Source organism: Ruegeria sp. YKSF131, assembly GCF_059612645.1.
Window position 1 is genome coordinate 1 of record NZ_JBXWQZ010000083.1, and the last position, 14,022, is coordinate 14,022.

Sequence of the window (14,022 nt, forward strand, 5' to 3'; positions counted from 1 at the left end):
CTGAACCTTGCATCAGCCAGTTCACATCCTCTTCGCTTTCGATGATCGTGCCCATATGATGGTGATAGGCCACCGGCATACCCTGATCTGCCATCCATTTGGCAAGCTCGGTCAGCTTGCCCGCATAGGCCAGAACCTCGTCTTTGGACAGCTTCGGGCGGTCATTGACCGGCGTTCCGATCTGCCCCTGAACGGTATTTGAACACTCGGCGTAAACGATGCAGGGGCTGTTCAGCGCAACAAATTGTTCCACCTGCTCGCGCACGATGGCGACCTCGGCCTCAAGGTCATTGACCAGAGTACTGCCCGAACACCAACCGCCACACAGCGCGATGTCGTTTGCGTCCAGATAGGCGCGCAACCCTTCGGTGTCGCCGGGCATCCGCTGGCCCCGTTCAACACCGGTATAGCCGATCTCGCGCGCTTCTTTCAGCGCCTGCTCCATCGTGTAGGCTGCGGTCAGGTCCGGCAGATCGTCATTCTGCCAGGCAATCGGAGAGATACCGATCTTCACGCTCATTTCGTGTTTCTTTCCTTGATGGCGACCTCATAGGCCGCACGTTTTTCGTTTACTTCCGGACGGATGCTGACCTCGGGCACCGCCACTTCCCACCACGTTCCGCCATATTCGGTCGATGGGTAGGGATCGGTGTCGATCACCACCACATAGGGGCCTTTGATGTCACTTCGCTTGGCCAGTGCCTCCTCAAGCTCGGTGATCGAGCTGACCTTGAGCGCGGTCGCCCCCATTGCTTCGGCATGTTTGGCAAAGTCGATCACCGAATTTTCGCCGCCGATTGCGTGATCCAGCAGGTTGTTAAACTCGGCCCCGCCGGTTCCCATCTGCAAACGGTTGATGCAGCCAAAGCCGCGATTGTCGGTGACCACAACGGTGAACGAAATCCCCATCATCGCCGCCGTCGCCATTTCCGAGTTCGCCATCATGTAAGTACCGTCGCCGGTAAAGCAGATCACGTCGCGGTCGGGCTGGGCCATCTTGATGCCCATCGCACCGGCGATCTCATACCCCATGCAGCTGAAGCCATATTCCATATGATAGGCACCGGAGCGCGGTGCCTTCCACAGCTTGTGCAACTCACCCGGCATCGTGCCCGCGGCACACATAGCAACGGTGTTTTCATTGGCCGCCCGCTGCACGGCACCAATCACCTGCATATCCGTGGGCAGCGCATTGGTGTCTGCGGGCGCGTCGGTCAATGCGTCGACCTTGGCAAACCATTCCGACTTCAGCGTTGCAGGCATATCAGGCGCGCGGTAACCGCCCAACGCGTCGCTCAGTTCACCCAGCCCAACGCGGGCGTCAGCCTGCAGCGGCATCGCGCCGTGCTTTGCCGCGTCATAGGCGGCGGTGTTCAGGCTGATCAATTCCCGCTCGGGGTTCGCGAACAATCCCCAAGACCCGGTGGTGAAATCCTGAAAACGGGTGCCGACGCCCAGCACAAGATCCGCCTCGGCGCAGATATCGTTGGCAGGCTCACCGCCGGTGACGCCAATCGGACCAAGGTTCAGCGGATGATCCCAGACCAGCGCGGATTTACCTGCCTGCGTCTCGGCCACCGGCACATTGTGCGCCTCGGCAAAGCGCTGCAAAGCGGCGGTCGCGTCCGAATAATGCACACCGCCCCCGGCCACGATTACAGGGCGCTTGGCTGCCTTAATCGCGGCCACGGCCCGTGTCAGTTCACCCTCATCCGGACGAATTCGGCGCTGATACCAGACGCGCGGCTCAAAAAAGCTTTCGGGATAGTCATAAGCCTCGGCCTGCACATCCTGACAAAAGGCCAGCGTCACCGGACCGCAATCCGCCGGGTCCGTCATCGTGCGGAAGGCGCGCGGCAGCGCCGTCAACAGGTGCTCCGGCCGGGTGATGCGGTCGAAATAGCGGCTGACCGGTCTGAAACAGTCATTCGCGCTGATGGTTCCGTCCGAAAACACTTCGGGTTGCTGCAAAACCGGGTCGGGACCACGCGTGGCGAACACGTCACCGGGCAGCAACAAAACCGGCAGGCGGTTCACATGGGCCAGAGCAGCAGCGGTGACCATGTTGGTGGCCCCCGGCCCGATGGACGAAGTGACCGCCATCGCCCGCCTGCGCCCCAACTGCTTGGCATAGGCAATCGCGCAATGCGCCATGGTCTGCTCATTATGACCGCGATAGGTGGGCAGGCTGTCTTTCACACCGTGCAACGCCTCGCCCAGACCGGCCACGTTGCCATGGCCGAAGATCGCCCAGACACCTGCGATAAAGGGCTCTCCGGCCTCGTTCATCTGCGCGCCCAGATAGCGCACCAGAGCCTGCGCCGCGGTCAGTCGGACTGTCTTGCTCATCATGATCCCTTTCAACTCAGCTCCGCCTTTGGCGGCCTGCGGGTTTTCTCATTTGCGAAGGTGCCAGCTTTTGTATCAAAGCCTGAAAACAGAGTGGCGTCACTTGCCACCGCCCGATGGATGCCCCATTGGGGCATCCAAGTTCTGTACTTTAAACCGTACCGCCCAGCGATCCTTCTAGCTCGGCCATTTCCTGACCGCCTGCCATCAGGTCCTGCAACTGCTCTGGCGTGATCTCGCCCCGCGTTGCTGTGCCCAGCGTCTTGCCCCGGTTCAAAACGGTAAACCTGTCACCCACCGCCAGCGCGTGACGCACGTTGTGGCTGATGAAAACCACGCCGACGCCCTGACTGCGCACCTTGTCGATGGTGGCCAGAACGTTCGAAGTCTGGCGCACACCAAGGGCCGAGGTCGGCTCGTCCAAGATCAGGATCTTGGCACCAAAATACACGGCGCGGGCAATGGCAACGGTCTGCCGTTCCCCCCCAGACAGGGTGCCAACCGCCTGATCCGGCCCGCGCAGGTTGATGCCCATCTTGCGCATCTCTTCCATGCAGACCTCATTCGCGTGTTCAACATCGAACCGTTTCAGCAGACCCTTACCCTTGGTCGGCTCGCGCCCCATGAAAAAGTTGCGCGTGACGCTCATCAGCGGGATCATCGCCAGATCCTGGAACACGGTCGCAATGCCTGCCTCCATCGCATCCCGCGGAGTGTCGAAATGCAACGGCTTGCCCTCGAAAAAGATCTCGCCCTTGGTGGGTTTATGTACCCCGGACATGGTCTTGATGAAGGTCGACTTGCCCGCGCCGTTATCGCCCAGCAGGCAGTGGCATTCACCCGGTTTGACGTCAAAACTGACGCCCGCCAATGCGATGATGTTGCCAAAGTGCTTCTCGATATCCTTCATTTCCAAGATGGGGGCCTGATCGCCTGCCGCATCGCCATGGTGGAACTTGGTATCTTCGGTCATATCAGCGCTCCCCGGTTACGCGTTTGCGGATCGCGTTGTTGAACAGAACGGCAATCAGCAGCATCGCGCCCAGGAACACCTGGAACCAGTCCTGATCGAAATCCGTATAGGTCAGTCCGATGACAACCATGCCAAAGATGATCGAACCAAAGAACGCCCCGATGGCCGAGCCATATCCGCCCGTCAGCAAACAGCCCCCGATCACGGCAGCGATGATCGCCTCGAATTCTTTCTGGAAACCACGCCGTGCGTCGGTCGAGCCCGCGTCGATCACCGTAATGATGGCCACCAATGCAGCGCAACAGGCGGTCAGCATGAACAGAGACACCTTGATCTTGCTCACGGGAACACCGGAATTCGATGCCGCAGTGCTGTCACCGCCCGCCGCGAAAATCCAGTTCCCCGCCGGGGTTCGCAGCAACACATAGGTGGCGGCCAATGCCAGCACGATGAACCACAGGATTTCGACCGGAACGCCGGGCACCTTGGGTGCTCCGCTTTTGAAGGTGTCAATCATGCCATTGGCCGCCAGCCAGGCAAACAGGCTGCCAAAGGCTTCGCCCGAAAAGAACGGCGCCAGCCAGTCGTTTTCAACTACGTCACGCACACCGCGCAACTGGGTCGACCCTCCGGTCGCCGCTTTGAGGCCAACAAGGGACAAGCCACGCAGAATGAACAGGAAAGCCAGCGTCACGATAAAGGACGGCAGGCCAGATCTTATGACGATATTGCCGTTCACTGCTCCGACGAATGCCGCGAATACAAATGTCATGGGGATCGCAATGATCAGTGGCAGATGCCATGTCACCACGCAGACGCCGAAGAACAGGCCCGCAAACGCCACCATCGATCCGATGGACAGATCAAACTCACCACCGATCATCAGAAGGGCCGCACCGATTGCTAGAATGCCCAGCTGTGCCGCAGGTGTCATGAAATTCATGACCCCGGCCAGGGTAAACATCGAATCGTCTGCTGTGATGGCAAAGAAGATGACCACCAGAACGACACCGGCCATCGCACCGAGTTCGGGCCGTTTCATGAGCTTGGTCATGAAAGGTTCTTTCTTGACCCTTTCGTCCCCGGCGATTTGCGCTGAGTCACTCATCGTTTCCTCCCACTTGGGTGGGAGCGGCGCCACCGCGCCGCCCCGTTTAGTTCAGGTTGCGGTATGGATCAGCGGATGCCCTGCGCGGACAGCTCGATCACCTGCGCGGCCTTGTCCTGAGTGATCAGGTTCGGACCCGAAGGAACGTTGCCACCGGGCATCAGGCCGTATTTGGCGTGCAGGCCCATGAAGTTCACCGACAGGTACCCTTGCAGATACTGCTGCTGGTCAATGGCAAAGGCCGCGTCGCCATCCGCAATCGATTGCAGGAAGTTGGCCGACAGGTCGAAGGATGCAACGTTCACATCACGGCCCGACGCTTTGACAGCGGCAACAGTCGGCTCACCGGCCGAGCTTGCACCCAGCGCCATAACCGTATCGACGGCTTCGTTAGCAGCAAGAGCAGCCGAGACCTTCGACTCGATTTCCGACGGATCGTTCGAGGTCGGCAGAACTTCGACATTACCGCCAAAGCCTTCCGCGAAACCTGCGCAACGCAGGTCCAGCGCAACGTTGCCCACTTCGTGGTTCACACAGATCGCGGTTTTGCCCCCCATCGAAGCCAGTTGTTCACCCGCAGCTTTCCCGGCGTCAAACTCGTCCTGACCCACGTGCAGCAACGCACCCAGCTGTTTCGACACATCCGACCCCGAGTTGATCGAGATCACCGGGATGCCTGCGGCAACGGCACGTTCGATTGACGGGCCAAGCGCATCCGCATCCGGGATCGAAACGATCAGGCCATCAGGTTCCTGGTTCACCGCAGCGTCGATCAGCTGCGACATGGCCACCATGTCGAAGGTTTCCGGTGCGCGGTATTCCACATTCACACCGACATCCTTGCCAGCCTGTTCAACACCGTTCTTCACGACGTTCCAGAATGCGTCATTGGCCTGGCCATGCGATACGACCACGATGTCCTGCGCAAGAGCGGGTGTAGCCAGGGCCAGTGCCCCCGCGGCAAGTGCACCTTTAACGAATTTCTTCATTTCAGTTTCCTCCCATTGGTTCAGTCTGATCTTCTGTTGGGGTACCGGCCCCAATCATCCGGCTGTGCCGAATCTCAGTGGCTGCGGCGCAGGGCCGAGCTGTCGTTAGTTTGAAGAATTTTGGTCATTTTGCAACCGGTTTCAAAATTTCCTCCATCCGGACGGGCTTTCCCGTCTGCGCTGACAGGGTCGCGGCCTCGGCCATCGCCAGCGCCGCCACACCATCCTGCAACGTGACGGGAACGTTGGAACCGCCGCTGACGGCATCAACAAATGCGGCCCATTCCACGCGATAGGCCGGCATGTAGCGTTCCAGAAAGAAATAAGTCGGCTTTGCGCCCACAACGCCATCTGCCGTCGATTTCACGACGGTGTTTTCCAGCATGTTATGCGCCTGCAACAACCCTTCCGAACCCAGCACCTCGACCCGCTGATCATAGCCATAGGCCGCCCGGCGCGAGTTCTTGATGACCGCAATCCGGCCGTCTGCGTAAGTCATTGTGACCACAGCCGTATCCACATCGCCTGCCGCGCCGATCTCCGCATCCACAAGCGACGATCCCACCGCCGTGACGGTCTGAGGCACATCCCCCATCAGAAAGTTCGCCATGTCAAAATCGTGGATCATCATGTCCCGAAACAGTCCTCCGGACACTTTTACATAGCTGACCGGAGGCGGTGCCGGGTCAAATGACGTGATCGACAACAGTTCGGCCTTGCCGATTTCACCTGCGTCCAAACCGGCCTTCAAAGCTGCAAAATTAGGATCGAACCGCCGGTTAAACCCGATCATGACAGGTTTGCCGCGCCCCGCGACGGCTGTCAGACAGTCTTGCGCCCTCTGAAGGCTCAGATCGACGGGCTTTTCGCACAGAACGGCTTTGCCAGCGCCCGTGGCCGCCTCGATCAGGTCGGAATGCGTATCCGTCGGCGTTGCAATCAGAACCGCGTCAATCTCGGGATCAGCGATTATTTCTTCTGAACTGCGTGCCTCGGCCCCATATTCACGCGCCAGGCTGGCTGCCGCTTCGGGCAGCGCATCGGATACGGCACACAACCTGCTCCCCGGATGGGAAGATATGGCCTGCGCATGAACACGCCCAATACGCCCGGCACCCAGCAATCCGACCCTCAACATGCAGCTCTCCCGAATCTTGTTGTTGTGCGTAACAATGATTTTCTTTGCAACCGGTTGCAATATATTTTTTGCATCGCCCCCGGTTTTGCCAGCGGCTCCCGCAGCCTCAACGCGAATACCGCGCAAAAACCCGGTCTGATCTCAACAGGATTACCCCGCCCGACACGCATTTTCCGCGCAAATGCCAGCCTACGGGAATCCCCCAATATCGCCGCCCGGTGAATCACGTTAGATTGTACTTAAGGAACACATACTACCACTCTGTGACCCCTTAGAGGGGCTGGCATGACCCCCTCGTCCAGCCCCTCATACCACACCAAACAGCCACAAGATCACATCGCGCCGACCAAAGCAGGCGCATGTCCGGTATTGATCTGGTTTGACAATGGCGATCCCTGAAGGACTCGAACCCTCAACCTGCTGATTAGAAGTCAGCTGCTCTATCCAGTTGAGCTAAGGGACCGCTGCGCCCTTCTTGCGGTTTTTACCCGCGGGGTTCAAGAGGCAAGCGCATGAATGCGCTGTTGGGATCGTCAACATACCCAAAGATTGGCCCGCAATAGGAATAGCCCAGCGACTCATACAGCTTGCGGGCGGCATCATATTCGCGAAGATGGCTCGCCCCGGTCTCAAGAACCAAAGCCTCGCACCCCTCTGCGCCAGCCTGTTCAGCCAGATGCGTCATCAGCACGTGCGCCAGCCCGCGCCCTCTTGCCTGCGCCAGAATATGCACCGATTTCACTTCGGCGGTTCCATCGGGCAGCGCTTTCAGCGCACCGCATCCCAATGGCTGCTGTCCGTCAAAAATGGCCCAGAATCGCACCCCCGGGCCAGCCAATGCTTCGGCGTCCATCGTGTGGTTGCTTTCCGCAGGTCCCGCAGTTTCGCCATGGGCAAAATGCGCCTCGACAATCGGGCGTAATACGTCCGATGTCGGGTCAGCCTCGCGGATTTCGATCATTCAGTGCGTCCAGGGGGCACGCCGGTCGGTTGCGAAATTCTCGCCATAGCCCCGCGCACGCAGATTGGGTTTGCGCTTGTGCGGCTCGCTGACCTCAGCATCGATACCGTGGGCCTTGGCATAATCCAGCGCCTCTTCCCTCGTGTCGAACTTCAGGCGCACCTGAGCCTGCGTGTCGCTGGACGACGTCCAGCCCATCAGCGGATCAACCTCGCGCGCCGAGGCCGGGGCGTATTCCAGAACCCATTTGCGGGTCTTGGCCATCCCCGAGGTCATCGCATTTCTTGCGGGCTGGTAAATCCGTGCGCGCATGTCGCCTCTCCGTACTCACTTGGCTGAGCCCGTTTATGCGTCAGAGCGCGCCCGGGGGCAAGATTGCAATTGTCGCGGCCCTCGCCCGCGAACTCATGCCAGAAACTGTCATCAGGCTGGGATAGGATCGCGCCAAACAAACGCAAGAACATTACACCATCTCACCCCCGCACAGTCTCAGACCGCATTGCGCGCAATGAATTCGGATCGGCCCTTGCAGTTGGACAAAATAAGAACAAATGTAAGGGCCTGACGCCCGGAGCCTGCCTATGCCATACGCCCATTCCGACAAGACCCAATTGACCGCCGAAGACGTGCGCGCCCGCCTGAAACTGGAAGGCGGCAGGCAATTCGTGATGCATACCGAATTCAATCCGGCGGGCGATCAGCCCACGGCGATCAAGGAATTGGCGGGCGGCGTGCTGGACGGGGAACGCGATCAGGTGCTGCTGGGCGCGACCGGAACGGGCAAGACCTTCACCATGGCCAAGGTGATCGAGGAAACCCAGCGCCCCGCCATCATCCTGGCCCCCAACAAAACGCTCGCCGCGCAGCTATACGGTGAATTCAAGGGCTTCTTCCCCGAAAACTCGGTGGAATATTTCGTGTCCTATTACGACTATTACCAACCCGAAGCCTATGTGCCGCGCTCTGACACCTACATAGAAAAAGAATCCCAGATCAACGAACAGATCGACCGGATGCGCCACTCGGCCACGCGGGCGTTGCTGGAACGCGATGACGTGATCATCGTCGCCTCGGTCAGCTGCATCTACGGTATCGGCTCGGTCGAAACCTACGGGGCGATGACGCAGGATCTGAAGGTCGGTCACGAATACGACCAGCGGCAGGTGATGGCCGATCTGGTGGCCCAGCAATACCGTCGCAACGATCAGGGGTTTCAGCGCGGCTCGTTCCGGGTGCGGGGCGACAGCTTGGAAATCTGGCCCGCCCACCTCGAAGACCGCGCCTGGAAGCTGTCCTTCTTCGGCGAGGAACTGGAACAGGTCACCGAATTCGACCCGCTGACCGGCGAAAAAACCGACACGATGGACCATATCCGGGTCTATGCGAACTCCCACTACGTGACGCCGAAACCGACGATGCAGCAGGCCATCATCGGGATCAAAAAAGAACTGCGGACGCGCCTCGACCAGCTGGTCGGCGAAGGCAAACTGCTCGAGGCGCAGCGGCTGGAACAGCGCACCAATTTCGATCTGGAAATGCTCGAGGCCACCGGCGTCTGCAACGGGATCGAGAACTATTCGCGCTATCTGACCGGCCGCGCTCCGGGCGAACCGCCACCAACCCTGTTCGAATTCATCCCCGACAACGCCATCGTCTTTGCCGACGAATCCCATGTCAGCGTGCCGCAGATCGGCGGCATGTACCGGGGCGACTATCGGCGCAAGTTCACGCTGGCCGAACACGGATTCCGCCTGCCGTCCTGCATGGACAACCGGCCTTTGAAGTTCGAGGAATGGGATGCCATGCGCCCGCAATCCGTCTTCGTCTCGGCCACCCCCGCCGCGTGGGAGCTGGACCAGACAGGCGGCGTCTTCACCGAACAGGTGATCCGCCCCACCGGCCTGCTGGACCCGCAGGTCGAAATCCGCCCCGTGTCGATGCAGGTCGACGACCTGCTGGACGAGGTGCGAAAGGTCGCCGCCGATGGCTATCGCACATTGGTCACGACGCTGACCAAACGCATGGCCGAGGACCTGACCGAATACCTGCACGAACAGGGCATCAAGGTCCGCTACATGCATTCCGATATCGACACGCTGGAACGGATCGAGATTCTGCGCGACCTGCGTCTGGGCGCCTTCGACGTGCTGGTCGGCATCAACCTGCTGCGTGAAGGGCTCGACATCCCCGAATGCGGGCTGGTCGCCATTCTGGACGCCGACAAGGAAGGCTTTTTGCGGTCCGAGACCTCGCTGGTTCAGACCATCGGCCGCGCCGCGCGCAACGCCGAGGGCCGGGTGATCATGTATGCCGACAAGATCACCGGTTCGATGGAACGCGCGCTGGCCGAAACCGACCGCCGCCGCGCCAAGCAGATGGCCTATAACGAGGAACACGGTATCACGCCCGCGACCGTGAAAAAGAATGTCGAGGATGTTCTGGCCGGGCTGTATGAGGGCGACGTGGACATGAACCGCGTCACCGCCACCATCGACAAACCAATGCACGGCGCCAACCTCGAGGCGCACCTGAACGGGCTGCGCGACCAGATGCGCAAAGCCGCCGAGAACCTGGAATTCGAAGAGGCCGCCAACATCCGGGATGAAATCAAACGCCTGGAAGCGGTCGATCTGGCCATCGCCGACGACCCCATGGCCCGCCAATGGGCGGTGGATAAAGCCTCGGAGGACGCGGTTAAATCGCGCGGACGGTCAACGGCTGGACGGCCGGGGCAGCGGGGCGGGAATGTGAAGAGGCGGAAGAGGTAAAGTAACATTGCCTATTAATGAAGAAATCCTAGCGCACTTTGCCGAAATAAAACCAACCGAAATTCTAGAAGAGAAAATCTTAGCTTTCGATTCGGAGAGCGAATTCGTTGGTGTGTGCGTTGACCTGCTGATTGAAGCGGGAAGCTACTTAATAACAGCGGCATCAATTTACCCAAGTGGTCAAGATGGCTGGACGAGAAACGAGGCAATAATCGGCGGAAGCTTGGTACGGCTCTACAAGCTAATTGATGCCATACTGGATCAAACTTGCAAGCACCGGCTTGAGACTGCATTCATCCTTTCAAGATTGCATTTCGAGACAACGGTTAACTCCATATTTTTGATGAGAAATCCAGAGCAGGCGAACTTTGATAATTTTGTAGCCTACTCGCTGCAACACGAAGGTAAGCTTTTAGACACCATCGACAAAAACGTGGCAGAACGGGACGGGAATTCGCTGCCGATTGAAGACCGTATGCGTCGCTCAATTGAAAGAACGTTTCGAATGTCTCAGCTAGAGAAAAAAGACTTGCCCGCAAATCGAATGAGGGATTGGCAAAACAGTAGCCTTTACAAAAGAGCGAAAGCTATCGGCTTTGGTCAGGCTTATGATGCGGTTTTCGGCGGAGGCTCACAGATAGTCCACGGAAACTGGGGGGATTTGTACCAACATCATCTTGAACCTAAAGGGGACCGTTTTGTTGCCAAGACAAGCTTTAAAATTCCCCGGCCTCAATTCTTGGAAGTAAATGCAATTCACTCTGTTGCCGCTGTTTCGGAGTTCATTTGTTTTTTGGGATTGTATCAAGAACGTCCTGTTTTGGTGGATCTGTTCAACAGCTTTATTGAGCGAGTTAAAACGTTAAGCGGCTTCCACGAGAACTTCTTGGTCCAGAATTCGTAAGCAAGTGTAGGTTGGATTTCCAACCCGTCACTACCAAGCAAACAATACGCATGATCGGTTATTACTCCATCCTAATCGCTACCCCACACTCCGCATTTGCGCCTCGCTCCACCCTCCTCCACGTTTTAAATCGCAAGTTGTGATTCCAAACGGCTGCTATGACGAACGCGAACACCCTGCCCAGCGCGTGTGAGGTCCAAAGCGTTGTTCTCTCCAACTAAAAGAAAGGGCGGGTCTATCCCCGCCCGAACCGTTACCCCTTATCCCAATGGGCAATCACGTCGTACCCAACCGGCGTCGGCGGGCCTTCCATGAATTCAGCGAAATGGCCCCACAGCTCGGCCACTTTGGGCGCATTCGCGTTCGAGGTCGCTTCGCTTTCGACAACCGAGATCACATAGCCCGAACCATCCTCGTTCATCACATTGGTAAAACTGTGCATGCCGGGCATACCCATGATGTCGGATTTCAATTCATTCATCTTCGCCGTCGCCGCCTCGCGCGTACCGGGCTTCATTTTGTATTGGGTAATTCGTGCAAACATCACTATCCTCCGTCGTCTGGCAAAATTGCCATGTAACACGGCCGGAACGGCCCCGCCGCGCGCACCCTAGCACGACAGCCAGAAATCTCGCATTGATACCGGCGATTTGCGCCGATTTTCAACCATACACCGCACTGCATCCGGGCGGCTGTCCCTTCAGGGTTGCAGCCTCGCCCCCAGTGCGGTTGTTTTTGCACCGACGGATGCTTTGATCCCTATCAATGCCGCACCACGAATGCGTCGGCAAAGTGGGTCCCATGCAAACACGGAATCCAACCGGAATTGACGCCTACAAACCCGCCCAGATCGCCGAGCTGGTTGAAACCGCTGGCGTTGCCAAGGCACATCTCACGGTCGGCCAGACGCTGACTCTGGCGATACTTGCGGGTGTGTTCATCGGCTTCGGCGGGGCCGCCTTCACCATGGTCATGACCGGCGTTGACCCGGGGTTTGGACCGGCCCGGTTCCTGGGTGGCGTCGTGTTTTCTCTGGGCCTGATCCTTGTGATCGTCGGCGGGGCCGAGCTGTTCACCGGAAACGCCCTGATGACCATCTCGGCGGTGGATCGGAAAATCTCGCCGCGCGCCCTGCTGCGCAACTGGGGCCTCGTGTACCTTGGGAACTTGGTCGGGTCTATCGCGCTGGCTCTGGCCTTCGCTGCAACCGGTTTGCTGGACGGGCCCATGGGGGCCACCGCATCAGCAATCGCAAATGGCAAGGCCGACCTCTCTGCCACCCAGGCGTTTGCCCGCGGCGTTCTGTGCAACGCGTTGGTCTGCCTTGCCGTCTGGCTGAGCTTCGCGGCCAGAACAGCGGCGGGCAAGATCATGGCGGTACTCTGGCCCATAGCGGCGTTTGTCCTCTTGGGGCTCGAACATTCGGTCGCCAACATGTACCTGCTGCCGCAGGGCGCGCTTGCCGGTGCCGATTTCGGTTTGGGCGCGGCCATGGGCAACCTGTTCTGGGTCACGATCGGCAATATTGTCGGCGGCGCAGGCGGCGTCGCGCTTGCCTATCGCTTTGCCTATCTGCGCAATACGCCCGGCTGAGCACGCGGTTTATCAGGTTTAGGGCAGGGAGATCCCCAGACTCCACCCTTGCACCCCGCCCCACCCTCCTCCACGTTTGAAATCACAAATTGTGATTCCAAACGGCTGCCATGACGAACCCGAAAAACCTGCCCAGCGCGCATGAGGTCCAAAGTGCCATTCACAGGGTACGCGGCACCCGTGTGGTGCTGGCCGAGGATCTGGCGCAGTTCTACGGAAAATCCGTCAGTGCCTTCAATCAGGCGGTGTCGCGCAACACCGACCTGTTCGAAGGCTACCGCTTTCAGCTTTCCGATGCCGAGGTTGCCGATTTGCAATCACAGAATGTGATTTCAAAACCCAAAGGCCGCGGCGGGCGGCGGGTCAATCCGTGGGTCTATACCGATTACGGCGTGGCCATCGCCTCGGCCCTGTTCAAGGACCCGCGCGCGATCAAGATCACGCGGATGATCACCGAAGCCTTTGTCGATGGCGCGAACGCCCTGGCCGAGACCCCGCGCAGCGTGCCGGAAATCCTGCCCCCCGAACAGGCCCCTGCCCCGCTGCTGCCCAATGGCGACCAACTGCGCGAACTGGCTGAAAACATCCTCGATTCCGGCCAGCAGAGCCTTGTCGATTACATCGCCAACCCCACCACCAAACGCCAACAGGCCGTGGCGGTGATCATGAAGACGCTGGCCGAAACCGCCGGGGAAGAGGTCCGCACCCAACAGGAACGCCTGCGCCTGCGAATCGCCGAACGGCTGGCCACCGGCGATTATGCCAGTGACGACGACCGCAAAGGGTTGTTGGAACTGCTACAGGCGATGAAAGGCTAAACCCTTCCCCCGAATTCAGGGGCGCACGAACTTGGCGCTTCCCACCGACCGTTCGCGCGGCTTCAGCTGGTCTTGCGCCTGCACGGTGGTCGCGCGCGGCAGCTCCAGCTCGGCATACCCGCAGGCCACCCCGTCACCATCCGGGTCGTTGCGCTCATGATATCCCGGCTGCCCAGCGCGGAATGGACCGATCCCCATGGCCTGTGTCGCATCACATCCCGCCAGCGCGATCAGGTGGATCACCGCCTCGTCCCGCTCATAGCCCGAGGTGCGCAGAAAAACGCCCGTGGCAATCAGCGCGGTCGTCAGCGGCAGCAGCAGAACCATGACCAGTATCCTCAGCGGGGACAGCGCCTGCCGCCGCGCCGCCTCGGCGCGCTGGTGTCGTTTGGCCGAGCGCGGGTTCAGGTCAGGTGCTTCC

General features: G+C 59.3%; 15 protein-coding genes and 1 tRNA gene. 5 read left to right on the forward strand and 11 right to left on the reverse strand.

Annotated elements, in window-relative coordinates:
* From AC2FLZ_RS20120 to iolG, 6 genes are all read right to left on the reverse strand, one after another.
* Positions 1-520, reverse strand: a 520-nt coding sequence (locus AC2FLZ_RS20120; RefSeq protein WP_496882668.1) for an IolE/MocC family protein, incomplete at its 3' end; no start/stop codon positions are given.
* On the reverse strand, positions 517-2,349 hold the full coding sequence (gene iolD / locus AC2FLZ_RS20125; RefSeq protein ID WP_496882669.1) for a 3D-(3,5/4)-trihydroxycyclohexane-1,2-dione acylhydrolase (decyclizing): 1,833 nt from the start codon (positions 2,347-2,349) through the stop codon (positions 517-519). The genes iolD and AC2FLZ_RS20120, both read right to left, overlap by 4 nt.
* A 151-nt stretch (positions 2,350-2,500) precedes the next feature.
* Entirely contained in the window at positions 2,501-3,322 is an 822-nt protein-coding gene (locus AC2FLZ_RS20130) for an ATP-binding cassette domain-containing protein (RefSeq protein ID WP_496821537.1), read from the reverse strand.
* Position 3,323: 1 nt separating this feature from the next.
* A complete protein-coding gene (locus AC2FLZ_RS20135; protein WP_480475272.1) occupies positions 3,324-4,430 on the reverse strand; it encodes an ABC transporter permease in 1,107 nt (368 codons plus the stop codon).
* A 68-nt stretch (positions 4,431-4,498) separates the two neighbouring features.
* Positions 4,499-5,419, reverse strand: coding sequence for a sugar ABC transporter substrate-binding protein (locus AC2FLZ_RS20140; protein WP_267364100.1), 921 nt, complete (start codon positions 5,417-5,419; stop codon positions 4,499-4,501).
* Positions 5,420-5,543: 124 nt separating this feature from the next.
* Positions 5,544-6,557, reverse strand: a complete 1,014-nt coding sequence (gene iolG / locus AC2FLZ_RS20145) for an inositol 2-dehydrogenase (RefSeq protein WP_480554164.1) — start codon at positions 6,555-6,557, stop codon at positions 5,544-5,546.
* Here iolG and AC2FLZ_RS20150 point away from each other — a divergent pair.
* On the forward strand, positions 6,510-6,779 hold the full coding sequence (locus AC2FLZ_RS20150; RefSeq protein ID WP_480476954.1) for a hypothetical protein: 270 nt from the start codon (positions 6,510-6,512) through the stop codon (positions 6,777-6,779). The genes iolG and AC2FLZ_RS20150 overlap by 48 nt on opposite strands.
* A gap of 164 nt (positions 6,780-6,943) precedes the next feature.
* On the opposite strand, the gene AC2FLZ_RS20155 is transcribed toward AC2FLZ_RS20150, so the two are convergent.
* From AC2FLZ_RS20155 to AC2FLZ_RS20165, 3 genes are all read right to left on the reverse strand, one after another.
* Positions 6,944-7,020 (reverse strand) — tRNA-Arg (locus tag AC2FLZ_RS20155).
* Between the two features lie 21 nt (positions 7,021-7,041).
* Complete coding sequence (locus AC2FLZ_RS20160; protein WP_480518577.1) at positions 7,042-7,518, reverse strand: GNAT family N-acetyltransferase; 477 nt, start codon at positions 7,516-7,518, stop codon at positions 7,042-7,044.
* Entirely contained in the window at positions 7,519-7,830 is a 312-nt protein-coding gene (locus AC2FLZ_RS20165) for an ETC complex I subunit (RefSeq protein ID WP_480518575.1), read from the reverse strand.
* A 269-nt stretch (positions 7,831-8,099) separates the two neighbouring features.
* On the opposite strand from AC2FLZ_RS20165, the gene uvrB reads away from it, so the two are divergent.
* A complete protein-coding gene (gene uvrB, locus AC2FLZ_RS20170) occupies positions 8,100-10,286 on the forward strand; it encodes an excinuclease ABC subunit UvrB (RefSeq protein ID WP_496822055.1) in 2,187 nt (728 codons plus the stop codon).
* Positions 10,287-10,293: 7 nt separating this feature from the next.
* Positions 10,294-11,190: a DUF5677 domain-containing protein gene (locus AC2FLZ_RS20175; protein ID WP_209507881.1), complete on the forward strand. Its 897-nt coding sequence runs from the start codon at positions 10,294-10,296 to the stop codon at positions 11,188-11,190.
* 253 nt (positions 11,191-11,443) lie between these two features.
* Here AC2FLZ_RS20175 and AC2FLZ_RS20180 read toward each other — a convergent pair whose 3' ends face one another.
* On the reverse strand, positions 11,444-11,734 hold the full coding sequence (locus AC2FLZ_RS20180; RefSeq protein ID WP_209507883.1) for an antibiotic biosynthesis monooxygenase family protein: 291 nt from the start codon (positions 11,732-11,734) through the stop codon (positions 11,444-11,446).
* Between the two features lie 257 nt (positions 11,735-11,991).
* Between AC2FLZ_RS20180 and AC2FLZ_RS20185 the strand changes: the two genes are divergently transcribed.
* Together AC2FLZ_RS20185 and AC2FLZ_RS20190 are read left to right on the forward strand one after the other, a co-directional pair.
* Positions 11,992-12,783: a formate/nitrite transporter family protein gene (locus tag AC2FLZ_RS20185; protein WP_496882670.1), complete on the forward strand. Its 792-nt coding sequence runs from the start codon at positions 11,992-11,994 to the stop codon at positions 12,781-12,783.
* A gap of 110 nt (positions 12,784-12,893) precedes the next feature.
* On the forward strand, positions 12,894-13,601 hold the full coding sequence (locus AC2FLZ_RS20190) for an ORF6N domain-containing protein (RefSeq protein ID WP_496715003.1): 708 nt from the start codon (positions 12,894-12,896) through the stop codon (positions 13,599-13,601).
* A 15-nt stretch (positions 13,602-13,616) separates the two neighbouring features.
* Here the strand turns inward: AC2FLZ_RS20190 and AC2FLZ_RS20195 are convergent.
* A partial coding sequence (locus AC2FLZ_RS20195) for an excalibur calcium-binding domain-containing protein (RefSeq protein ID WP_496882671.1) occupies positions 13,617-14,022 on the reverse strand: 406 nt, incomplete at its 5' end.

What these genes read in the sequence shown, in the direction of transcription:
- iolD (WP_496882669.1), bottom strand. Translation starts at nt 2,349, where the DNA reads ATGAGCAAGACAGTCCGACTGACCGCGGCGCAGGCTCTGGTGCGCTAT.
- AC2FLZ_RS20130 (WP_496821537.1), bottom strand. Translation starts at nt 3,322, where the DNA reads ATGACCGAAGATACCAAGTTCCACCATGGCGATGCGGCAGGCGATCAG.
- AC2FLZ_RS20135 (WP_480475272.1), bottom strand. Translation starts at nt 4,430, where the DNA reads ATGAGTGACTCAGCGCAAATCGCCGGGGACGAAAGGGTCAAGAAAGAA.
- AC2FLZ_RS20140 (WP_267364100.1), bottom strand. Translation starts at nt 5,419, where the DNA reads ATGAAGAAATTCGTTAAAGGTGCACTTGCCGCGGGGGCACTGGCCCTG.
- AC2FLZ_RS20150 (WP_480476954.1), top strand. Translation starts at nt 6,510, where the DNA reads ATGAACACGCCCAATACGCCCGGCACCCAGCAATCCGACCCTCAACAT.
- iolG (WP_480554164.1), bottom strand. Translation starts at nt 6,557, where the DNA reads ATGTTGAGGGTCGGATTGCTGGGTGCCGGGCGTATTGGGCGTGTTCAT.
- AC2FLZ_RS20160 (WP_480518577.1), bottom strand. Translation starts at nt 7,518, where the DNA reads ATGATCGAAATCCGCGAGGCTGACCCGACATCGGACGTATTACGCCCG.
- AC2FLZ_RS20165 (WP_480518575.1), bottom strand. Translation starts at nt 7,830, where the DNA reads ATGCGCGCACGGATTTACCAGCCCGCAAGAAATGCGATGACCTCGGGG.
- uvrB (WP_496822055.1), top strand. Translation starts at nt 8,100, where the DNA reads ATGCCATACGCCCATTCCGACAAGACCCAATTGACCGCCGAAGACGTG.
- AC2FLZ_RS20180 (WP_209507883.1), bottom strand. Translation starts at nt 11,734, where the DNA reads ATGTTTGCACGAATTACCCAATACAAAATGAAGCCCGGTACGCGCGAG.
- AC2FLZ_RS20185 (WP_496882670.1), top strand. Translation starts at nt 11,992, where the DNA reads ATGCAAACACGGAATCCAACCGGAATTGACGCCTACAAACCCGCCCAG.
- AC2FLZ_RS20190 (WP_496715003.1), top strand. Translation starts at nt 12,894, where the DNA reads ATGACGAACCCGAAAAACCTGCCCAGCGCGCATGAGGTCCAAAGTGCC.